This is a genomic window from Pedobacter jeongneungensis (assembly GCF_000633455.1).
GTDB lineage: Bacteria > Bacteroidota > Bacteroidia > Sphingobacteriales > Sphingobacteriaceae > Pedobacter > Pedobacter jeongneungensis_A.
This window is the reverse complement of record NZ_AYMG01000036.1, coordinates 38,575-59,537: the sequence shown is the minus strand read 5'-3', so window position 1 is coordinate 59,537 and position 20,963 is coordinate 38,575. Positions and strand designations below refer to the sequence as shown.

Below are 20,963 nucleotides of genomic sequence, written 5' to 3'. Positions count from 1 at the left end.
AACCATTAATTACTTTTTCATTTCCAATGGAGCCTCAACCAGCTTATCTTTTCCGTAAATAAAATCTTTACGTAAATAATCAGCCGGAACAATCGGTCCATCTAAATAAATTGCTTCTTTAGGGCAAGCTTCTTCACATAATCCACAGAAAATGCAACGCAACATGTTGATTTCGTATGTTGCTGCATATTTTTCTTCGCGATATAAATCTTTCTCTTCAGGCTTGCGTTCTGCAGCGATCATGGTAATGGCCTCAGCAGGACAAGATAAAGCGCACAAGCCACAAGCGGTACAACGTTCTTTTCCGTTTTCATCTCGTTTAAGCGAGTGCATTCCCCTAAAATTTGTAGAGAATTCGCGTTCTACCTCAGGATATCTTATTGTAGCCTCTTTTTTAAATAAGTGACTGATGGTAATACCCATGCCCTTAGCAATTGCCGGCAGGTACATACGCTCCATAAAGCTCAACGGCTTTTGTTCCAGTACTTTTTTCTTATTACTTAATGATTCCATAATTAAAACTTCTCAATAATCGCAATCACAACACCTGTTATTATAATATTGGCAATGGCCAAAGGTATTAAACCTTTCCAACCTAAATTCATCAATTGATCGTAACGGAAACGAGGGATTGTCCAACGTACCCACATGAAGAAAAAGATGAAAGCACATATTTTAGCAAAGAAAACTGCGGTGCCAAAAAGTGGTGCCCAAGTTGGTCCTAACCATACTGCCATCGAATCCATACCCGGATAATTGTAACCGCCCCAATATAAAGCCGCCATTACTGCCGATGATACGAACATGTTGATATACTCAGCAAAAAGGTAAAACCCTAATTTCATTGATGAGTATTCTGTATGATAACCACCGATCAATTCCGTTTCACATTCAGGTAAATCGAATGGAGCACGGTTGGTTTCGGCGAAAGAACAAACCATAAAGATTAAAAACCCAAGTGGTTGATATAAAACATTCCATCTCCAGCCATGTTGCTGATCAACGATTTCCTTTAAGCTTAAAGTATTGGTCATTAAAAGCAAAGCGATGATTGATAATCCCATTGCAATTTCGTAACTGATATTCTGTGAAGCTGCACGGATGGCACTTAACAAAGAGTATTTGTTGTTGGATGCCCAGCCACCGATCATTACACCATAAACCCCCAGTGAAACCACACCAAAGATGTATAAAACACCTACATTGATATCTGCAACCTGTAAAGAAACTGTTTTACCTGCAATTAATACCGGACTTCCCCATGGAATAACCGCCGTACCGATACAGGCACAGAGCAGTGCCAAACCCGGACCAGCAATGAATAAAAACCGGTTAGATGAAGTTGGAATAATTTCCTCTTTCATAAACATCTTTACACCATCGGCCAAAGGCTGTAAAATACCAAAGGGGCCAGCTCTATCTGGTCCTAAACGATCTTGTAAATATGCAGCAACTTTACGTTCTGCATAAGTAGAATACATGGCAATAACTAAACTGATGCCGAAAATTACAGCTACCAGGATAAATTTTTCTATAACAAAAGCGCTATCCATTAGTATTTAACTGTTTTATGTAATTCAATTTCATTTGCCGCCTGTAATGCCTCATTTGGCTGAATAACGTGCAAAGGTTTTAATGTTTCGTAGTGGTTTGATGCAATTACCGAAGTATCATCAATATGTGTTGGATGTTCGATTACCCAATCAGCAGTTGCTTTTTTATCAAAGCGGCAAGTGTTACAGATAAACTCTTCTACTTCACCAAACTGATCTTTACGTGCTGTAACGCGTAAAACATCTGCTCCTTTATACCAAAGGGTTACTTTACCGTTGCATTTTTCGTGATCGCAATCGCGGTGTGCATCAACAGGTTTGGTAAACCAAACACGATTTTTAAAACGGAAAGTTTTATCGGTTAAGGCACCAACAGGACAAACATCGATTACATTTCCTGAGAAATCGTTATCAACAGCTTGTTGGATATAAGTAGAAATTTCAGAGTGATCACCACGGTTTAAAATACCATGAACACGTTTATTGGTAATCTGATCAGCAGTGAAAACACAACGGTAGCATAAAATGCAACGGTTCATGTGCAACTGGATCTTATCACCTATATCGATACGTTCGAAAGTACGGCGCTCAAACTCATAACGCGTTTTTTGCAAACCATGCTCATAACCTAAATTCTGAAGATCACATTCTCCTGCCTGATCGCAAACAGGGCAATCTAGAGGGTGGTTAATCAATAATATCTCCACAACACCTGCACGCGCTTCCAAAACTTCCGGAGAAGTAATGTTAAGTACTTCCATTCCATCCATTACCGTAGTACGGCAAGAAGCCACCAACTTTGGCATCGGGCGTGGATCTTTCTCCGAACCTTTAGTCACTTTTACAATACAGGTACGGCATTTACCGCCACTGCCTTGCAATTTAGAATAATAGCACATTGCTGGCGGAACAATATCCCCTCCGATTTGCCTTGCAGCATTCAGAATGGTTGTTCCGTTATCAACCTCTACTGTTATCCCATCTATCGTAACCTTAACTTTTTCACTCATGGTTAATGATATTCTTTTATTTTTTGTCTCGCTCTGGTTTGTGTCTCCACGAACCAATTCTATTTTATATTATTTCCCTTTAGGGATCTTATAACCAATTTCTTTTCTTGGCCTTTGTTGCTGTTCCAGCAGTTCATCAAAATACCTGAAGATCACTTCAATATTTTTATCCTGATTGTCTACCTTCTTTTTTATCTTTTCTACTTCTAACCTTATCTCCGTATTACTTAAAACCATCGTTCTAAGCTGTACAAATACATCAATAATTTTAATACTTACCTCTATCGCCTGTTTACTTTTTAAAACGTTTGATAGTTGCAAAATACCATGTTCGCTAAATGCAAACGGGAGGTATTTTGAGTATTTTCCCTGTTCTAAGGTCACAATTTGTGACCTTAGAACCTCATTTTCTTCTTTAGTTAATTCGAACATAAAATGTTCAGGAAAACGCTCTGCATTTCTTCTAACCTGTTGTTTCAACTGTTTAGTCTCAACGCCAAAGAGTTCTGCCAAATCAGAATCTAACATCACCTTAACTCCTCTAAAAAGATATATTTTATTAACTATTACTTCGTTGGGGATGATTAATGATGATATTTCTTCTTTCATTTACATATTCATTGTGTTAAGTTATTTTTTATAAGGTCGCATTTTGCGACCTTATGATTCTATTTCTCTTCTGTTACCGGAGTTTTTTCAATAGGTGTTGCGTAATTAGCAATACCATAATTTTGACTCTGGCTCTTAACTGGTTCTTTAATGTGCCATTCAAATTCATCCCTGAAGTGACGGATTGCGCTGGCTACCGGCCAGGCTGCTGCATCACCCAACGGACAAATAGTATTACCTTCAATTTTGCGTTGAATATCCCACAATAAATCTACATCTTCCATTTTACCATGGCCGTGTTCGATTTTGTGCAATACTTTTTCCATCCAGCCAGTACCCTCACGACAAGGTGAACATTGTCCACAGCTTTCATGGTGATAAAAACGGGCAAAATTCCAGGTATTACGAACAATACACTGATCTTCATCAAAAGCGATAAAACCACCAGATCCCATCATGGTTCCTGTTGCAAAGCCACCTTCAGATAAAGACTCGTAACTCATTAAACGTGGCTCGCCGTTAGCATATTTTAAAGTTAAATTGGCAGGCAAAATAGGTACAGATGATCCACCTGCAACTGTTGCTTTTAAGCGTTTACCATTAGCAATACCGCCGCAATATTCATCCGAGTAGATAAATTCTTCTACCGGCAAACCCAATTCGATTTCGTAAACACCGGGCTTTACTAAATTACCAGATGCCGATATTAATTTTGTACCAGTACTTCTACCAATACCGATTTTTGCATATTCATCGCCACCATCATTGATAATCGGTACAACTGCAGCAATCGACTCCACATTGTTTACCACTGTTGGACAACCATATAAACCTGCAATTGCAGGGAATGGTGGTTTAATCCGTGGATTACCTCTCTTACCTTCAAGTGATTCTAACAAAGCAGTCTCTTCACCGCAAATGTAAGCGCCACCACCTGGCTGAACATATAATTCTAAATCGTAACCTGTTCCTAAAATATTTTTACCCAACCATCCTGCAGCTTTAGCTTCAGCAATGGCTTTCTCTAATATGCGGATTTGAGGCATCATTTCGCCACGTACATAGATGTAAGAAACCTTAGCACCTAAAGCGAAGCTAGATACAATCATTCCCTCAATTAAAGCATGGGGAATGTATGTCATTAAATAACGGTCTTTAAAAGTTCCTGGCTCAGACTCATCAGCATTACACACCAAATAACGTGCAACACCTTCTGGTTTGGCCAAAAAGCTCCATTTCATCCCCGTTGGGAAACCCGCACCTCCGCGACCGCGTAAGCCTGATTTCTTAACCTCTTCAACAATTTCTTCAGGTGTTAAAGTTTTCAGGGCTTTTTCCACAGCACGATACCCGCCTTTTTGGCGATAGACTTCAAGCGTGTTGATGCCTGGTACGTTTATATGCTCTAGTAGTAATTTACGGCTCATTGTTTATAGATATGAGATGTGAGACTGGAGATATGAGACGTGAGACTGGAGATATGGGATTTTAGACGAATTGCCTATCTCATATCTCAAATCTAGTTTCTCATATCTCAAGTCTCATATCTAGTTTCTCAAATCTTATTTATTTTTCAAATCTTCAATCAATTTATCTACACTTGCCTCAGTAAGGTTTTCATAGAAAGTATATTCCGGACTAATTTGCAATACCGGACCGAAACCACAGGCAGCTAAACATTCAACTCCTCTGAAGCTGAATAAACCATCGGCAGTAACTTCACCTTCTTTAACACCCAGCTTATTTTCCAAGTGGCTTAATATTTTTTCGGCACCTACCAGGCAACAAGGGCCCGTACGGCAAACCTCCAAAGCATATTTACCTTGTGGCTTTAAAAAGTACATGGTATAAAATGTTGCCACTTCATAAACTTCAATTGGCTGAATATTTAAATATTCGGCAACCTTATCCATAGCTGATGTTGGTACCCAAAGAAACTCAGCTTGTACCAGGTGTAAAAGTGGTAGCAAAGCTGATTTGCTCTTATCTTCCGGATAACGGCTCTTTACCTCATCAAATTTGGCCAGCAATTCTGATGAAAACACTACAGGTGTTTGTTCTTCTACTTTAAGCATCTAATTCTCCTGCAATAATATTCATACTACTCATGTTGATAATGGCATCAGACAATAACATGCCCTCGCTCATTGGTGCAAACATCTGGTAGTTTATAAAACTTGGTCTGCGGAAGTGTAAACGATATGGTGTACGTCCCCCATCATTAATCAGATAGAACCCTAATTCACCATTTCCGCCTTCTACAGCGTGATAAACTTCTGCTTTTGGCGCATCAATTTCGCCCATCACAATTTTGAAGTGATAGATTAATGCTTCCATATTGTTGTAAACTTCTTGTTTTGGAGGAAGATAAAATTCAGGAACATCAGCATGGAAAATGCCTTTTGGTTCTGATTTTAGTTTTTCTAAAGCTTGTTCGATAATGCGTACACTTTGCCACATTTCTTCGTTACGCACTAAATACCTATCGTAAATATCGCCGCTTGTACCCACAGGAACTTCAAAATCGAAATCCTGGTAAGAAGAATACGGATCGCTTACACGAACATCGTAATCAACACCGGTAGCACGTAAAAGCGGACCAGTCCAGCTGTATTCTAAAGCAGTTTCCTTAGTAACCTCTGCAACTCCTGCAGTCCTATCAATAAAGATACGGTTACGTGTTAAAAGGTTTTCGAACTCTTTTAAGGCTACAGGGAATTCTTTTAAAAACTTATTAATCTTAGCAAAGGCAATATCATTGAAATCTCTTTCAAAACCACCGATACGACCAATATTTGTAGTCAAACGTGCTCCACAAACTTCTTCAAAGATTTCGTAAATATGCTCACGGAACTGAAATAAGTATAAGAAAGTGGTCGTTGCTCCCGTATCCTGACCAATAATCGTGTTACAGATAATGTGATCGGCAATACGCGAAAGCTCCATAACAATTACCCGAAGATAATCTACACGTTTCGGCATTTGAATATTCAACAACTTTTCAACCGTCATGTGCCAGCCCATATTGTTAATAGGCGACGAGCAATAGTTTAAACGGTCGGTAAGTGGTGTAATTTGATAGAATGGGCGATGCTCGGCAATCTTTTCGAAAGCACGGTGAATGTACCCAATAGTAGAAACGCCGCTTACAATACGTTCGCCATCTAATTGCAGAACATTTTGAAAAACGCCGTGGGTTGCAGGGTGTGTTGGACCTAGATTTAAGGTTACCAGCTCACTTTGCGGGTCGTTATCTGTAAATACCGGATGGTTATGATTCATAGTTTACCTTCCAAAAAATTCGTCTTTTTTATCTACCCTGTTCGGGTCTTCCAATGGATATTGTTTCAACATCGGATGAACACCTAAATCATCCATATTTAAAATACGGCGTAAATCTGGGTGACCTTCAAATTTAACTCCGAAAAAGTCGTACGTTTCGCGCTCCATCCAGTTGGCACCTTTCCAAACAGTTGTTGCAGTCGGGATAGTTGGGTTCTGTTCAGAAATGAAAACTTTAATCCTGATCCTTACTTTCTCTACCATGTTGTGCAGGTGATAAACAACAGCAATACCATGGTCTTTGCCCGGGTAGTGAACTGCAGTGATATCAGTAAGGAAATTGAATTTTAATTCTTCTTTAAGATGCGAAAGCACATTGATGATAACATCTTTATAAGTTACAAAAGTTAATAAACCATATGGCTCAGAAACAGCAGTAACTTTTTCGCCAAACCTTTCAGTCAGCTTAACGTGTATGTCGTTATTTAATGTCGTTTCTTCCATTATTTAATACCATATTGACCTAAAAGCTCTTTATAATAATCAGAATTTCTTCTTCTGCCCGATTCATTTCGCACTAAATCCTGAATACGCTGAAAACCATCTAAAATGGCCTCTGGTCTTGGTGGGCAGCCCGGAACGTAAACATCCACAGGAATCACTTCATCAATACCTTGTAATACAGAATAAGTATCGAAAATACCACCGCTACTTGCGCAGGCACCAACCGCCATTACCCAACGTGGCTCTGCCATTTGGATATAAACCTGTTTTAGCACCGGAGCCATTTTTTTAGCAATAGTTCCCATAACCATTAAAACATCAGCCTGGCGTGGAGAAAAGCTTAAGCGTTCTGCTCCAAAACGACCTAAATCGTAATGAGAACCCATGGTCGCCATAAACTCAATTCCGCAACAAGAAGTTGCGAAAGGTAATGGCCATAATGAATTTGAGCGGGCCAAACCAATCACTTTATCTAGGGAAGTGGCAAAATAGCCAGGTCCTTCGGTTCCTGGAGGCGCATCAACTATATTAATTTCACTCATGTTTATAAACAAAAAATGCTCATCCCTTTGCAGAATGAGCAACAAATTTACAATATTTTAAAGGCAATTAAACTAGCTTTACCAGATTTAGAACCTTTCTAAATAACTAAAAGTAGATCTAGTTAGTGTAAGCGATACACATTTCAGTTTTGCAGTTGCCATTCAGCAGTTACCAGTTCAAAAACACGAACTAAAAACTGCAAATTGTCAACTGATAATTGCGTACTGATTAGTTCCAGTCTAAAACTTTTTTCTTGATCACGTAGATAAAACCTAGCAATAATGTACCCATGAAGATGAACATCTCAATCATCCCATCCATTTTCAATGCACGGAAATTAACCGCCCAAGGATACATAAAAATTACCTCAACATCGAAAAGCACAAATAAGATGGCTACAACGAAGTATTTGATAGAGAAAGGCTGACGGGCATTACCTACTGATTTAACACCAGCTTCAAAGGTTTCCAGTTTATCGCTTGTTTTACGTTTTGGGCCTAAAAAGTGGGTAGCAACCAATGTGGTTACCACAAAACCTAAAGCAACAATTACTTGGAATATAATTGGTAAAAAATCTATAGAGGAACTTTGCGCTTGCATAATTTTTATTTTGTGATGCAAAAATAAAAGAAAAAGGCAGAGTAACCAAAAGATTTAATTATCTCATTACATTAGTAAAGCCATCAAGCATTGAATACAATACATTTTGTGTAACTAAAAAATTACAAACTAAATAATTAGTATTTAATCCCTACAAGTGGGTTTTTACACATATGTTGTGTTATAAAATAGTCAACGGCATTAATCAGACTAAAAAAAATGTAAATTGGTTTTCAATTTAAAAACAACAAATTCATATGGAAAAGAAAAAATTAGTTTTAAAAAAACAGGTAATTGCTGAACTCTCTGAAAAGCAGATAGCAAACGTTATGGGTGGACAAGGAAACATTAATACTATAGTAACAGGACCTCCCCCAGCAACAGATAGAGATACTTGTCTATGTGATACCCAGATTGCATGTGACACAGAAGTTTGTACACTCGGTTGCTAGATTAAATTTTGCGTAGGGAGATTTTCCCTACGCAAATCCTTAAATTCGTAACATGCTAAATAGTAAATCAAAAAGAATAATAGACAACTATATATTTACCATACATAAAAGATTAGATTCATTATCATTATTTTCTGGGTTAAGTAGTCAGATCTTAGCTAAAATCGAATTCGGTAAACATTTCCAAAATGATAATATAAAAAGCGCTATAAATGCTGATATTAATCACTTATTCTACCTTATAGAAAACCTCAACACTTTGAATGCAACCTTTTCTAATGGATTATCAGGTGCAGGATGGTTAATTTTAATCTTAAACGAAGAAGGTTTAATAGATATTAATCCTGATCTTTTGTTAGAAGAAATCGACGATTTCGTCATCGAACAACTTAAAATGTATCTCAAATATCAAAATTTTGATATTTTACATGGCTCTATTGGAATTGGGATATATCTTCTCAAAAGAGGAAAAACAGAGTGTGTAATCGATATTATAAACTCACTCTATATTAATGCTATAAAAAGTGATGATGAAATTAAATGGAAGAACATTTTTCCACGTAAACAGAATCAGAATACTTATGATCTTAGTTTAGCACACGGTCACACAGGGATATTGTACTTCCTTGGAAAATGTTATAAACAAAAAATTAGTGCTGATCTATGCAAAGTTATGATTGATGGGATATTTAAATTCTATTTTAATAATATACAAAATCAAACAATTGCAGGTGCATTTTGGCCAAGCAAAATAGATGAATCATCATATAAGAGTGGTTCCAAACTCAATGAATTGTCAAGATTAGCTTGGTGTTATGGCGATTTAGGAACACTTCAAGTTATGAATCTAGTAGCCATTTGGACTAAGGATATTTGCATTGAAGAAAGAACTGAAAAACTATTAGAAGAAACAGCCAAAAGAGTAAATATTAAAGATAACTTAATTGATAATACTTACATGTGTCATGGAATTAGTGGTATAATTTCAGTATACTCAAGTATATATAGAAGAAGAAAAAACCCCATATTTAAAGATGCTGCAGAATTTTGGTATAATGAATTAATAAAACTATACAATCTATATGATGACAGTTTCCACAGATTACAACCAGCAGATGTAAATTCTTTAGCTGAAAAAGGTATCTTACATGGTCGAGAAGGAATACTTCTTTCTATTTTATCGTTATATAAAAGCAATACTTCTCCTAAATGGCATGAGGTTTTCTTTATGGCTTAAATTTATTTAATAAATGAACAACAAGAGATATGAGATTTTAGATAATTTTATTTTCCAAACGCCCTTATTTAATATAGATAAGGATAATATTAACGTATTTAAAGACAAAGCATTTGGTGAAGCCATATATTTAGCATCTCCAGATTTACATGATCAAGTTTATACCGATAAAAATATTGATTTCATTAAACTTCCCTTTAAAATTAGAAATTCTGTATTAAAATATATATTACGAATAAAATCGAGGTGCACACCATTTGGTCTTTTTGCTGGTTGCGGAGTAGGAACAATTGGAACAGTTTCAAAAATAACTTTAAAATCAGAAGACTTTATTTCCAAAACCCGGTTAGACATGGGAATTATTTCTGCAATTTCTCGTCTAATAAGTTCAGATCCCTATTTGCTGGAGAAAATAAAATGGATACCTAATGACAGTTTATTAACTGTTGAAAATAGTTTTTTACGATACATTGAATTTAAATACATAAAAAACAAAAGGCACTATTTCTTAGTTGAAATAGAATATGATGAACATCTAATACACCTTATAGAATTTGCTAAAAATGATGGTAGAGTAAAATCGCTTATATCATTTTTAGTTAATGAGGGCTTTGATGAAACTGAATCTTTGGAGTATCTAAAAAATTTAATAGAAAGCCAGGTTTTAGTTGCAGATTCGGAAGCGTTTGCAACTTTAGATGATGACCCTATTGATATTTTAATAAGTAGAATTGTCAACCTTCAAGATGAAGGAATGAATAATACTTTAGTAAGCATTTTAACATCTATTAAACAAAAATTAAAGCAGTCAGATAAAGAAAATATCGGTTTTGCAAATACATCCATTTTTAAAGGAATCAAAGAAAGTATTTCTAATATAGGAATAGAATATGATGAAAGATATCTTCTACAGACAGACCTTACCATTAAACAAAATTCGGCCACATTAAGCGACGATTTCTACAGTTCAGCTAAAGAAGGAATTTTATTACTAAATAAGATAACGCCTAAAAATGAAAATATTCTTTTGGAGAAATTCAAAAAAGATTTTTTTGAAAGATACGAAAATGAGGAAATACCTATATTAGAAGCGCTAGATGTTGATATAGGAATAGGATTTGGTATCGATTCAAATGATTATGCCTCCAATTTATTATTAAAAGATTTGGGAATACAAGTTAAAAATTCTAATAATGAACAAGCAAATTTGTTTTCAGAAATCTTACTTAGAAAAATAAATCAACGCGACAAAAACTGGTTCACGGAAGAGATAGAAATTACAGACGCTGATCTTTCTCACTTAGAAGAAAATTGGGATGATCTACCAGATACCCTTTCCAGCTTGATCGAAGTCATTAGTGCAGGTTCAAATTTAAAAAAGCCTTTATTATTAATGAGGTCAGTAAGCGGTTCTTCAGCTGCAAACCTTATTTCAAGATTTTGTCACACAAATGAAGATATTAAAAAACTGGTTGAACAAATAGTCGTTCATGAAGAGTCACTAATACCTAAGGATACAGTTCTGGCAGAAATAGTACACATACCTCAAGCAAGACTAGGCAATGTTATCCTTAGACCTGTTTTGAGGAATTTTGAGATCCCATACCTAACTAACACAAAATTAGATGCATCTAAAACTATTAATTTGAATGATATTGTAATTTCTGTGAAGGATGGAAAAAAAATAAAAATAAAAAGTAAACAATTAAACAAGTTTATACAACCTATACTAACATCAGCACATAATTATAGTTCAGATTCACTTCCTATATATCAGTTTCTATGCAACTTGCAAAATCAAGATAAAAGAAATTATCTTTCATTTAGTTGGACTGGAATAAAAAAAGATGTAACATTTTATCCACGGGTTATATACAAAAATATTATTATCTCTCCTGCTACATGGTTTTTTAAGAAAGATGATTTAAAAATATTACCTCAAAAAGATAGTCCCGACTTTGAATCTATAGCCAGAAGTATATTAGTAAACAAAAGAATCCCAAGCAAAGTTTATGTTGTATCAGGTGATAATAAATTATTTATTGACTTTACAGACTTAATATTATTAGATTTATTTTTTATCGAATTAGCAAGAGGATTCTATGTTGTTGAAGAATATCTCTTTAATCATGATAACATGCTAATTAAAAGTGAAAGTGGTATACATACAAATCAAATAATTGCAAGTTTCATAAAGCCCAATACAATAAATTAACATGAAAAGAAAATTCTTATTTGGGGACGAATGGATATATATTAAAATTTATGGCAATCTTACTGTTTTAGATAGGTTATTAACAACCGATTTATATGACTTAGTTAAAGAATATTATGAAGTTAAAATTATTTACAATTTCTTCTTCGTAAGATATAATGACAAGAATGGCTATCATCTAAGACTACGTTTTCAAGTAGAACAAAATCGGATCTCTAATTTCATTGTTCTATTGAATACCAAACTTACGAATCATCTTAACAATAGATTAATTTCCAATGTAAGTACAGAAGTTTATACCCGTGAAGTTGAAAGATATGGCATTGAAAACATTACACATGTAGAATCTATATTTGGATATAATAGCATATTGATAATACATGCATTAAAAACATTAAAGGAAAAAGAGAAAGAAGATGACCGTTGGGTCTTCGGCTGTAAAATAATTGATGATTTATTAAACTCTTTTCAGATGACAACGAATCAAAAGCATCTACTTTTTGAAGAATATTTCAAATATTATGAAAAAGAATTTTCTGTAGATAGTACGTTGAGGAATAAGATCAGTATTAAATATAAGAAGCTAAATGATGTAGTTTTTAAAGAACTAAATAAGGACCCCATAGAATATAAATTATTCTCCTTAAAGGATAAAAATCAAATTGCAATAGATAAAATTCTCCAAAATTTTTCTTCAATTGATAGAAAAATAGACTTAGTAAATCTTTTAAAAAATATTACCCATATGCATTTTAATAGAATTTTCATAAGCAAGTCAAGAGAAAATGAGTTAGTTATTTACTATTTTTTGAGTAAAATCTACAAAACATTAGATATTCTAACCCCAAAAGATTCAAAAAAAACAAATATAACCTCTTCAAATCTCCCTTAATAAAACCGAACAAAGGAACTTTATTATTTTACAATGAAAAATGTAATTGATAATTTAAAATCTAAAAATATTTTTAAAAAACATTTTTAACAAAGAATTGCTACCTGTAATTATTTCACCATTTGCAAATATTCCGTTTTCCAAATAAATATTTTTTTTGCTCATTATTTCGAACTTTACTATACCCGTAAAGTTCCCTAAATAATACCTCCCATATATATAATTTATCTTGCAAATAATAGGTTGATAATTTTTATTAGAAAAATTATCAAGATTTATATTCATGATATCTCCTTTTTTTATATTATGTTCTTTATAACCGAATATTTTAATTTTAGCTACGTATTTCCTATTTAATGAATTTTGATCATCTATGTCTTTTCTTCTTTCTGAAACGTTATCTTCAGCCAATTCCTTAGAATTAATATTGTTTTCATATAAACACAATACTTTTTGATTTCTATTAACATCTTGTTGAAATACATCCATTTTATTTCTTCCGATTATTTGGATGGAAACTTTTACATCTTCATTAATATTAATAAGTGATGTAAAACTCATAATTACTGACAAAAAAATAATCACCAGAATTGTTCCCCACCTAATTTTCCAAGATGGAACTGAAGCTATTATTTCATCAATTTCAGCACTATTTGTTGTCTTCATACATACTATTAAATTGAAACACTGTATGGAATTATATAAATAATTCTTTAACTATCTAATTCTAACTGATTTTTCACAAGACTAAAATACCTCCCACGCAAACTAACTAGCTCATTATGAGATCCTTGTTCAGATACAATACCGTTATTCAAGACAACGATGTTATCAGCGCTCTTGACTGTACTCAATCTGTGCGCAACAACTACAACTGTTTTTCCTTTAAAAAAGTCCTTTAAATTATTAATGATTATAGATTCATTATTGGCATCAAGAGCATTAGTTGCTTCATCAAAAAAAATAAAATCTGGATTTTTATAAACAGACCTTGCTATCAAAATTCTCTGTTTCTGACCTTGACTTATCCCATTTCCTTCAGCTCCAATTTTTGTATTTAATCCTAGAGGAAGATTATCTATAAAATCTCCAATATTCGCAATTTTTACGGCGTATCTCAATTTTAAAATATCAGGAGTTTCCTCACTAACTGCAATATTACCTGCTATAGTGTCAGAAAATATAAAACCATCCTGCATAACTACTCCACATTTGTCTCTCCAATATTTGAAACTTATCTTATTAATAGGAATATTTCCTATCATTATTAATCCTGCATCAACCTCATAAAATCTCAACATTAATTTAAGCAGGGTTGTTTTTCCACTCCCACTCATTCCTACAATAGCCGTCGTCTTACCTGATGGAAATGCCAAATTAATATTTGACAAAATTGGACGAGCTGAAGAACCTGGGTAAGAAAATGTTAAATTTTTCAACAAAATGCTTTTATTATCTCCTAATTCTTTAGCCACGCTTTCCTGATCATCATCCTCACCAGCCATATTTTTTATTTCATTCAGTCTTTCATACGAGACCCTTGCATCTTGGAATTGTTGAACAAATCCCAAAATTTGATCAATTGGACTGTTAAGCTGTCCAATAATATACTGTACGGCCATCATAGCTCCTAACGTTAAATCGCCTTTCACAACTGAACTTGCAACTAAGAAAGTTATAAGAATATTTTTGGTTTCATTTATTAAAACTGTCCCTGCTTGTTGATATTGTCCTAATGTTAGACTCTGGACATTGAATTTAAATAATTTCGATTGAATACGCTCCCATTCCCATCTCTTTATCTTTTCGCTATTATTAAGCTTTATCTCTTGCATGCCTGATATAAGCTGAACTATCGCGCTTTGATTTTTTGCAGAGATATCAAATCTTTCATGATCAAGAGTTCTTCTTTTTTTCAGAAAGAAAATAATCCAAAGACAATATAAAATGCTGCTAGCTAAAAAAATTAAAAGTATTTTTAGATTATATTGGGACAGGATTAGTGCGAAAACTATTAAATTAAAAAATGAAAATACAACACTTAAAGTTGAACCAGTTAAAAAGGATTCGATACGTTTCTGATCATCAATTCTTTGCATTATATCACCTGTCATTCTAGTATCAAAAAAACTCATTGGCAATCCCATTAATTTTATAAAAAAGTCAGTAAGAATCGAAATGTTTATTCTAGTGCTGATATGTAATAAGATCCAAGATCGAATAAAATCAATACTAACCTTTCCTATGGTTAACATTGTTTGAGCCAGAAGTATTATATAAATAAAATTTAAATCTTTGGTCTTAATCCCTATATCTACAATAACCTGCATTAAAAAAGGCAATGTAAGTTGAATTACTATCCCAAAAGCTAAACCAGCAAATAGTTGAATTATCAAACGCTTGTATGCCCTAATATAGCCCCACAAATATTTCAAATTCAACTTATCAAGCTCATCACTATTTAATTGATAAAAGGTTTCAGTTGGCTCCAGGCAAAGGATAATGCCTTCCAATTCGTCATCTCCAAGCCAGTGTTGTAAAAAGTCGTTATAATTATATTTTAATAATCCCTTTGCGGGATTTGCTACATAATAAAAACCATTCTTAATTTTGTATAGAACAACAAAATGATTTTGATCCCAATGTATTATCATGGGTAATGTAAGATCATTTAAACTAGAAATAGATATTTTAGCGGCTGAACACCTAAAGCCTAGTTTTTTAGCTGCATTGTTAATTCCTAACAATGATACGCCGTCACGTGTTATTCCAGAAAATTCTCTAAGCTTTTGTAAACTAAAATTCTTTCCATAGTGCTTGGCAATCATTCGAAGACATGTAGGGCCACAGTCCATTGCGTCAAGCTGTCTATATAATTTAAAAGCTCTTTTTGTCATAAAATAAATAATTATTTGTTAGGTTGGAACTACCAATTACATTGATCTTTTCATTGTACCAATACAACAAAATCTTTTTAATTTAATTTTTTTTAGAATAAAAACATAAAATCTTTAAACCTTTTAAAGATAATTTTTACTAACTCAACATTTAAATCAATTTAAAAAGAAAAAGGCAGAGTAACCAAACTCTGCCTTTTCTAAATTATTTAACTTTTTAATTATTTGCCTTTACCTTTTGCTGGTGCAGGTGCTGCCAACTCTTTTAATTTAGCAGCTGCAAATGTTCCAGAAGGATAAACAGCTACACTTTTGTTAAAATATTCTTTAGCTTTTTCTTTGTCTTTATAGTAGTAAAAACCACCAATAGTATCATAAGCTTCTGAAAGTTTTTTAGCATTCGCTGTAGCTAATTCTGGCTTCTCAGTTATTTTTTTGATATACTCCTCATAAAAAGGAAGCATTAAACCTTTCGGTTCTTTCTCGTCATCCAACAAACTATTGATACGCGCTCTTGTTAAATAAGCATCATAAGTTTCAGGAGCCAATTGCGTTACTTTGGCAATTGAAGAATCAGCCTTTACTAAAATATCTTTTGAAGGATTTTGCTTAGCAGTTAATTTAGCTGCATAATCAAAATAATTCGCCATTGCATTATAATAGTAGTTATAAAGAGCACCTTTTCCATTAGGATTGGCTTTTATGGCTTTTTCGTAAATCTCAGAAGATTTTGCATATTTCTTAGCATCATAGAAGCTTTTAGCGACTTCAGCTAGTGCGTCAGCATTTGTTGAATCTTTTTCAACTGCTTTTGTGATGTTAATTAAAGCTAAACTGTCTTGACCTGCTTTTAACTGGGCTTTACCTAAATATAAGTAATCAAATCCTAAGATTTTATTTGGATCTTTTTCTTTAGCAAAAAACTCATTCATGCTTGTTAAAGCCGCTGGATAGTTTTTATTTTCATACGCTGCCCAGCCTTTCATCCTTGATACAATTGCACTTTTAGGATCATTAGCAGGTGCTTGAATTGCTGTAGCTACTTGCTCTAAGGTTGGGAAATCTTTTGCATAAAACAAGAACTGAGCATAACGCAATTGAGATTCTAAAGATTTATCTGTTAAATCCATGTATTTTTTATAGTTCTCAATTCCTTTTGCTGCTTTTTCCTTATCGGTACCAAAGCTGCTCCACTGTAAATATAACTCACCTAACTCACGGTAGGCTGGGCCATAATTTGCATCAGCAGCAATTACATCCTGTAATTCTTTTTCACCTTCTGGAAAAGCTCTGGACTCCTTGTACATTTTACCGATCTGAGTTTTAGCCCTTCTATTGTTCGGGTCAACATCTCCAACACGCATGTATGGACCTAAAGCTTCAGAGTTTTTCTTCTGTAAAGCATAAGCATCACCTTGGGCCAAGAAAACTTCGGCATCTTTATCTTTAGAATCTAACTCATCAGCTTTAGTAATGTTAGCTAAAGCGTTGGTAAAATCAGGTTTAGATACGTCATCACTTGGTTTATCCTGCGCTAAATAAGCTTTACCGATATACAAATAAGTTTTGTAATCTTTTGGAGCCAAAGCTACAGCTTTATCAAAATTAGTTTTCGCAGAAGTTGGATCGTTTGACAACATATCTGCTTCACCTAAACCAATCAGGTTTAGGTTGTTTTTAGGATCAGCGGTAACACCTTTGGTAAATACCGCTCTGGCTGAGTCGATATAACCGGTTTTCAAATAAACCAAACCAAGATTGTAATAATTATTACCATCTGATGCTTTTGAGCTCACCAATGATTTAAGCACTGATGATGCTTTTTGGTACTGTTCAGCGTCAATGGCTTTTTTCGCGTCATTTAAATCTTGAGCAAAAACTGCAGAACCCATCAACACCAAACCTACATTTAAGGTTATTGCTTTCTTTAAAATTTTCATCGGATATTCTGTTTTTTTTATTTAATAAAAATGAAGTGTCTCTTTAGATTTACTTCGTGGTTCAATTTATAATTTTTAATTTAATTTTACTTTGTCAGGTTAATTTCCCTCGGCATTAATTTATGTGGCCCGAGTCCAGATTTAAGTACAATCAATTGTCCTCTCTGACTTCTTAACCATGTTGCAAATCCTGTGCCTAAACCATCTCTTCCTTCGCAATCTATAATATTTATATTTCTTAAGAAAGGATAAACACCATTAATCAAATTATCCTGAGTTGGCTTATAAAACTTGTCATCGCCAGGCCCACCCTTCACATTCTTTACACCTAATACCTTTATTTGAGAAAGATACTCACTTACCTCGGTATTTTTACTGGTAATCCAATTTACGCCCAAAATACCAATAAAATTTTTATCCTCAGCAATAAGTTTAATTACTTCATTGCTCGAATTTTTAGAATAAACACCTGTAGCTGGAAATTGACTGATATGAGCCAATTCTTTAAAATATTGAAAGGTACTTGAATAAGCGTTATCAAAGACCAATTTCTTATCTGATTTCTTCCCTTGTAATATATCAATAACCTCTTTAACGTTAATTGTACTATCAATATTGCCCTGATTGGTAATTAAAGCAATGCCATCAATAGCAAAACGTGAAGTATTGATTTTAATATTACGCTGGTTATAATACTTTTCTTCTGCTTTGCTTAATAACCTTGGTAAAACGATTACCCTTACACTATCATTTAGAAATGCAGGCAATAATTTTTCTTCAGGTTTTACAGTTGATTCAAATTTTGCATCGGGATAATCCAGACTAAAAATATCGATCTGATCCTGAACAATCGGCCCAACACTTTCATCGACCAATATTTTTAAGGTACCGCTTGTTCTGGTTTCTTTAACTGCATCTGCCTTGTTTTTGCGTTTGCAGGATACAAGTAAAGCTAATACACAAAATATTAAAAGGAAATTTTTCATTGAGATGATTAGTCGCGCCTACCCAGGCTTAAAAGTCTTACAAAAGCATAAATAATCAAAAAGATACCGATTGCGATGCGGCCCCATTGTGGAATAGTGCTTAAACGAAGGGCAATTGGTTCGTAAAATATAAATGCGAAGCCCAATATCACATAAAAGACGAACATGATAAGGCCTAAAATGAGCAAAAACCGCTGTTTAGGCGATTTTTGCTTAAAAATATCAAAATTTAACATCTACTATTAGTTCAATGTAAAGTTAACGTTGATGTTGTATTTTACCCTTACCGGCTTACCATTTTGGATACCTGGGTTCCAACGTGGACTAGCTTTCAATACACGGATAGCTTCTTCATCAGTTCCGCTACCCAAACCGCGGGTAACCTGGATATCTGTTAATTTACCATCTTTCTCTACAACGAATGATAAAAATACTTTACCCTGAACGTTGTTTTCTTGTGCCATTGGCGGGTATTTAATTGCTCCCGATAGGTATTTATAAAATTTAGCGATACCTCCTGGGTACTCCGGTTGTTTCTCGATACTAACAAAGTCGTAAACTTTATTATCATCAACCGCAACAGCAGCTTCTCTTTTTGGTCCTTCACCTACCGGTTCAGCGATAACAATATCTGCTGTTGGATCACCTTTGATATCTCTCTGACCTGGATCAGCTTCTTTCAATTTTTCAACTGTAGGTGGTTCATCACGAACCTCGATATCGGGCTTTACAATTGGAGGTGGCATTTTCACCTGATCAACCTTTGGTGGCGGTGGCTCTACCGGTGGCGGTGGAGGTGTTTCCGGGTTTACCGGTGGTGGTGGAGCTAAAATTACTTCCTGTGCTTTTACCTGATCTTCCTGCTGATCCATTGAACCTTTGATAAGGCTATAGATTTTTGGAGAGAAAAATAAAACGAGGAAGATAATAGATCCAATAATTAAGGCTCTTGTAGTGTTGGCACCATTGCTTTTACGCAATTGGTACGCACCATAGTTTTTGTTTTTATCGGCAAAAACCACTTCAAGCCATTCTTTTCTGAATATATCTAACTTCGACATAACTATTGGTTTTACTGATTATAAAATTCCTTTTTCTTTCATGAACTGTTTCTCATTGTCAAGGATATTATCATCATCAATCTGACGAACCTTCACTTTAAGAATTTCCAACTCATCCATCATATCTACAAAGTTTTGGAATGTAGAACCTGATGTTGGTTTTACCAGTACAACAAAGTCTCCGGCAACGCCTGAGGCATCAGCTGCTTTTCTATTTTTAACAATAGCATCTTCGATTTGTGAACCAGATTCTATTGTTGGTGCGCTTTCGCCAGCTACTCCCATGTACCATGCAACTTTATCGCTTTTACCCAATAAAATTGTCATTGTTTTACTTGCTTTCAGCTCCAATCTGTTCTCAGGTAACTTTTCGTTTTTATCTGGCTTTGCAATATCCATCGCTTGTGGCGTAGAGATTACTGTTGTTAAGATAAAGAATGTTACCAAAAGAAACATTAGATCCACCATTGGAGTCATATCAACCCTTGGGGTGGCTTTCTTCCCGCCTGTGTTTAATTCTGCCATTTCTTATTTCTTTTTAGCTTCAGAGTTGGTAACCAATAAAAACTTGTTTACGCTTTGTTTCTGAAGTACATCAATAATCTTTTTAACTACCGGATATTCTTCTTTGGCATCACCTTTAATACTGATACGCATATCCTGATTATTAATCTCCTTAGTTGCTCTACGGGCATTTAACACCCATGCATTTAACTGATTGTCAGTCGAATCTGAAGGTATTCCAGGTTGAATCCCTGGTTTCATACGGTCAGCACCATTTAAGGCAATAAGTGATTTTAAATTCTGGATCGGAACACCGAAACTTCCTATCGAAGAAAAGCGTTGTACTTCTAATGGAGTGAACGATATTTTATACTGTTCGCCCATTAGTTCTAATGTTTTCGCTCTTACTTTGACCCCTGCTACTTCAAAGAAAACTTTACCCTGCCCAATGGTTAATATTGCATTGTTTTCTACCGGCACCTTAAATTCATACGTAGATGAAGGTGTAGAAACGGCTAGTGGTTCTGGTTGCCTTGCTGTAGCAGTTAAGATGAAGAAAGTAAGTAACAATGATGCCACATCACACATGGCGGTCATATCTGTTACTGTACTTGTTCTTTTAACTTTAATTCTAGGCATAATATTTTTTACTAGTTTTTAATAATGATGATCTTTTTT

The 20,963-nt window shown here is 34.4% G+C and carries 21 protein-coding genes; 4 read left to right on the top strand and 17 right to left on the bottom strand.

The window, feature by feature from the left end:
• Nucleotides 1-9 precede the first annotated feature (9 nt).
• The 10 genes from U859_RS0126900 to U859_RS0126855 all read right to left on the bottom strand — a co-directional run bounded on the left by U859_RS0126900 (nucleotide 10) and on the right by U859_RS0126855 (nucleotide 8,101).
• Nucleotides 10-513: a NuoI/complex I 23 kDa subunit family protein gene (locus U859_RS0126900; protein ID WP_025146332.1), complete on the bottom strand. Its 504-nt coding sequence runs from the start codon at nucleotides 511-513 to the stop codon at nucleotides 10-12.
• A gap of 2 nt (nucleotides 514-515) precedes the next feature.
• On the bottom strand, nucleotides 516-1,553 hold the full coding sequence (gene nuoH / locus U859_RS0126895) for an NADH-quinone oxidoreductase subunit NuoH (RefSeq protein WP_025146331.1): 1,038 nt from the start codon (nucleotides 1,551-1,553) through the stop codon (nucleotides 516-518).
• Nucleotides 1,553-2,563 carry a 2Fe-2S iron-sulfur cluster-binding protein gene (locus tag U859_RS0126890; protein WP_025146330.1) on the bottom strand — a complete coding sequence of 337 codons (1,011 nt, stop codon included), beginning with the start codon at nucleotides 2,561-2,563 and terminating at the stop codon, nucleotides 1,553-1,555. The genes nuoH and U859_RS0126890 overlap by 1 nt, the downstream gene beginning before the upstream one ends.
• 69 nt (nucleotides 2,564-2,632) lie before the next feature.
• Nucleotides 2,633-3,172, bottom strand: a complete 540-nt coding sequence (locus U859_RS0126885) for an ORF6N domain-containing protein (protein WP_025146329.1) — start codon at nucleotides 3,170-3,172, stop codon at nucleotides 2,633-2,635.
• A gap of 59 nt (nucleotides 3,173-3,231) precedes the next feature.
• Nucleotides 3,232-4,599 carry an NADH-quinone oxidoreductase subunit NuoF gene (nuoF, locus tag U859_RS0126880; RefSeq protein WP_025146328.1) on the bottom strand — a complete coding sequence of 456 codons (1,368 nt, stop codon included), beginning with the start codon at nucleotides 4,597-4,599 and terminating at the stop codon, nucleotides 3,232-3,234.
• 135 nt (nucleotides 4,600-4,734) lie between these two features.
• Entirely contained in the window at nucleotides 4,735-5,247 is a 513-nt protein-coding gene (gene nuoE / locus U859_RS0126875; protein ID WP_025146327.1) for a complex I 24 kDa subunit family protein, read from the bottom strand.
• Entirely contained in the window at nucleotides 5,240-6,454 is a 1,215-nt protein-coding gene (locus tag U859_RS0126870) for an NADH-quinone oxidoreductase subunit D (RefSeq protein WP_025146326.1), read from the bottom strand. Before U859_RS0126870 ends, nuoE begins: the two co-directional genes overlap by 8 nt.
• A 3-nt stretch (nucleotides 6,455-6,457) precedes the next feature.
• Nucleotides 6,458-6,958 carry an NADH-quinone oxidoreductase subunit C gene (locus U859_RS0126865; protein ID WP_025146325.1) on the bottom strand — a complete coding sequence of 167 codons (501 nt, stop codon included), beginning with the start codon at nucleotides 6,956-6,958 and terminating at the stop codon, nucleotides 6,458-6,460.
• Entirely contained in the window at nucleotides 6,958-7,500 is a 543-nt protein-coding gene (locus U859_RS0126860; protein WP_025146324.1) for an NADH-quinone oxidoreductase subunit B, read from the bottom strand. Before U859_RS0126860 ends, U859_RS0126865 begins: the two co-directional genes overlap by 1 nt.
• Nucleotides 7,501-7,729: 229 nt before the next feature.
• Nucleotides 7,730-8,101, bottom strand: coding sequence for an NADH-quinone oxidoreductase subunit A (locus U859_RS0126855; protein WP_025146323.1), 372 nt, complete (start codon nucleotides 8,099-8,101; stop codon nucleotides 7,730-7,732).
• Nucleotides 8,102-8,358: 257 nt separating this feature from the next.
• On the opposite strand from U859_RS0126855, the gene U859_RS0126850 reads away from it, so the two are divergent.
• From U859_RS0126850 to U859_RS0126835, 4 genes are read left to right on the top strand one after another with little or no spacing between them, the layout of a single operon-like run.
• Complete coding sequence (locus U859_RS0126850; protein ID WP_025146322.1) at nucleotides 8,359-8,553, top strand: class I lanthipeptide; 195 nt, start codon at nucleotides 8,359-8,361, stop codon at nucleotides 8,551-8,553.
• Nucleotides 8,554-8,605: 52 nt separating this feature from the next.
• Nucleotides 8,606-9,790 carry a lanthionine synthetase LanC family protein gene (locus U859_RS0126845; RefSeq protein WP_025146321.1) on the top strand — a complete coding sequence of 395 codons (1,185 nt, stop codon included), beginning with the start codon at nucleotides 8,606-8,608 and terminating at the stop codon, nucleotides 9,788-9,790.
• 13 nt (nucleotides 9,791-9,803) lie between these two features.
• Entirely contained in the window at nucleotides 9,804-12,005 is a 2,202-nt protein-coding gene (locus U859_RS0126840; protein ID WP_025146320.1) for a lantibiotic dehydratase family protein, read from the top strand.
• A 1-nt stretch (nucleotide 12,006) separates the two neighbouring features.
• Nucleotides 12,007-12,897: a thiopeptide-type bacteriocin biosynthesis protein gene (locus tag U859_RS0126835; protein WP_025146319.1), complete on the top strand. Its 891-nt coding sequence runs from the start codon at nucleotides 12,007-12,009 to the stop codon at nucleotides 12,895-12,897.
• A 54-nt stretch (nucleotides 12,898-12,951) separates the two neighbouring features.
• Here the strand turns inward: U859_RS0126835 and U859_RS0126830 are convergent, their stop codons facing one another.
• The 7 genes from U859_RS0126830 to U859_RS0126795 form a co-directional block, all read right to left on the bottom strand.
• On the bottom strand, nucleotides 12,952-13,563 hold the full coding sequence (locus U859_RS0126830) for a hypothetical protein (protein WP_025146318.1): 612 nt from the start codon (nucleotides 13,561-13,563) through the stop codon (nucleotides 12,952-12,954).
• A 47-nt stretch (nucleotides 13,564-13,610) separates the two neighbouring features.
• Nucleotides 13,611-15,794, bottom strand: a complete 2,184-nt coding sequence (locus tag U859_RS0126825; RefSeq protein WP_025146317.1) for a peptidase domain-containing ABC transporter — start codon at nucleotides 15,792-15,794, stop codon at nucleotides 13,611-13,613.
• Between the two features lie 221 nt (nucleotides 15,795-16,015).
• A complete protein-coding gene (locus U859_RS0126820) occupies nucleotides 16,016-17,686 on the bottom strand; it encodes a tetratricopeptide repeat protein (protein WP_262496825.1) in 1,671 nt (556 codons plus the stop codon).
• Between the two features lie 134 nt (nucleotides 17,687-17,820).
• Nucleotides 17,821-18,720, bottom strand: a complete 900-nt coding sequence (locus U859_RS0126815; RefSeq protein WP_025146315.1) for a PstS family phosphate ABC transporter substrate-binding protein — start codon at nucleotides 18,718-18,720, stop codon at nucleotides 17,821-17,823.
• 242 nt (nucleotides 18,721-18,962) lie between these two features.
• Nucleotides 18,963-19,781: an energy transducer TonB gene (locus tag U859_RS0126805; RefSeq protein WP_025146313.1), complete on the bottom strand. Its 819-nt coding sequence runs from the start codon at nucleotides 19,779-19,781 to the stop codon at nucleotides 18,963-18,965.
• Between the two features lie 18 nt (nucleotides 19,782-19,799).
• Entirely contained in the window at nucleotides 19,800-20,306 is a 507-nt protein-coding gene (locus U859_RS0126800; protein WP_025146312.1) for an ExbD/TolR family protein, read from the bottom strand.
• A 3-nt stretch (nucleotides 20,307-20,309) separates the two neighbouring features.
• A complete protein-coding gene (locus U859_RS0126795; protein WP_025146311.1) occupies nucleotides 20,310-20,924 on the bottom strand; it encodes a biopolymer transporter ExbD in 615 nt (204 codons plus the stop codon).
• Between the last annotated feature and the right edge of the window lie 39 nt (nucleotides 20,925-20,963).

What these genes read in the sequence shown, in the direction of transcription:
- U859_RS0126800 (WP_025146312.1), bottom strand. Translation starts at nt 20,306, where the DNA reads ATGGCAGAATTAAACACAGGCGGGAAGAAAGCCACCCCAAGGGTTGAT.
- U859_RS0126890 (WP_025146330.1), bottom strand. Translation starts at nt 2,563, where the DNA reads ATGAGTGAAAAAGTTAAGGTTACGATAGATGGGATAACAGTAGAGGTT.
- nuoH (WP_025146331.1), bottom strand. Translation starts at nt 1,553, where the DNA reads ATGGATAGCGCTTTTGTTATAGAAAAATTTATCCTGGTAGCTGTAATT.
- U859_RS0126865 (WP_025146325.1), bottom strand. Translation starts at nt 6,958, where the DNA reads ATGGAAGAAACGACATTAAATAACGACATACACGTTAAGCTGACTGAA.
- U859_RS0126845 (WP_025146321.1), top strand. Translation starts at nt 8,606, where the DNA reads ATGCTAAATAGTAAATCAAAAAGAATAATAGACAACTATATATTTACC.
- U859_RS0126850 (WP_025146322.1), top strand. Translation starts at nt 8,359, where the DNA reads ATGGAAAAGAAAAAATTAGTTTTAAAAAAACAGGTAATTGCTGAACTC.
- U859_RS0126820 (WP_262496825.1), bottom strand. Translation starts at nt 17,686, where the DNA reads ATGGGTTCTGCAGTTTTTGCTCAAGATTTAAATGACGCGAAAAAAGCC.
- U859_RS0126815 (WP_025146315.1), bottom strand. Translation starts at nt 18,720, where the DNA reads ATGAAAAATTTCCTTTTAATATTTTGTGTATTAGCTTTACTTGTATCC.
- U859_RS0126840 (WP_025146320.1), top strand. Translation starts at nt 9,804, where the DNA reads ATGAACAACAAGAGATATGAGATTTTAGATAATTTTATTTTCCAAACG.
- nuoE (WP_025146327.1), bottom strand. Translation starts at nt 5,247, where the DNA reads ATGCTTAAAGTAGAAGAACAAACACCTGTAGTGTTTTCATCAGAATTG.
- U859_RS0126830 (WP_025146318.1), bottom strand. Translation starts at nt 13,563, where the DNA reads ATGAAGACAACAAATAGTGCTGAAATTGATGAAATAATAGCTTCAGTT.
- U859_RS0126860 (WP_025146324.1), bottom strand. Translation starts at nt 7,500, where the DNA reads ATGAGTGAAATTAATATAGTTGATGCGCCTCCAGGAACCGAAGGACCT.
- U859_RS0126825 (WP_025146317.1), bottom strand. Translation starts at nt 15,794, where the DNA reads ATGACAAAAAGAGCTTTTAAATTATATAGACAGCTTGACGCAATGGAC.
- U859_RS0126795 (WP_025146311.1), bottom strand. Translation starts at nt 20,924, where the DNA reads ATGCCTAGAATTAAAGTTAAAAGAACAAGTACAGTAACAGATATGACC.
- U859_RS0126805 (WP_025146313.1), bottom strand. Translation starts at nt 19,781, where the DNA reads ATGTCGAAGTTAGATATATTCAGAAAAGAATGGCTTGAAGTGGTTTTT.
- U859_RS0126900 (WP_025146332.1), bottom strand. Translation starts at nt 513, where the DNA reads ATGGAATCATTAAGTAATAAGAAAAAAGTACTGGAACAAAAGCCGTTG.
- U859_RS0126870 (WP_025146326.1), bottom strand. Translation starts at nt 6,454, where the DNA reads ATGAATCATAACCATCCGGTATTTACAGATAACGACCCGCAAAGTGAG.
- nuoF (WP_025146328.1), bottom strand. Translation starts at nt 4,599, where the DNA reads ATGAGCCGTAAATTACTACTAGAGCATATAAACGTACCAGGCATCAAC.
- U859_RS0126885 (WP_025146329.1), bottom strand. Translation starts at nt 3,172, where the DNA reads ATGAAAGAAGAAATATCATCATTAATCATCCCCAACGAAGTAATAGTT.
- U859_RS0126835 (WP_025146319.1), top strand. Translation starts at nt 12,007, where the DNA reads ATGAAAAGAAAATTCTTATTTGGGGACGAATGGATATATATTAAAATT.
- U859_RS0126855 (WP_025146323.1), bottom strand. Translation starts at nt 8,101, where the DNA reads ATGCAAGCGCAAAGTTCCTCTATAGATTTTTTACCAATTATATTCCAA.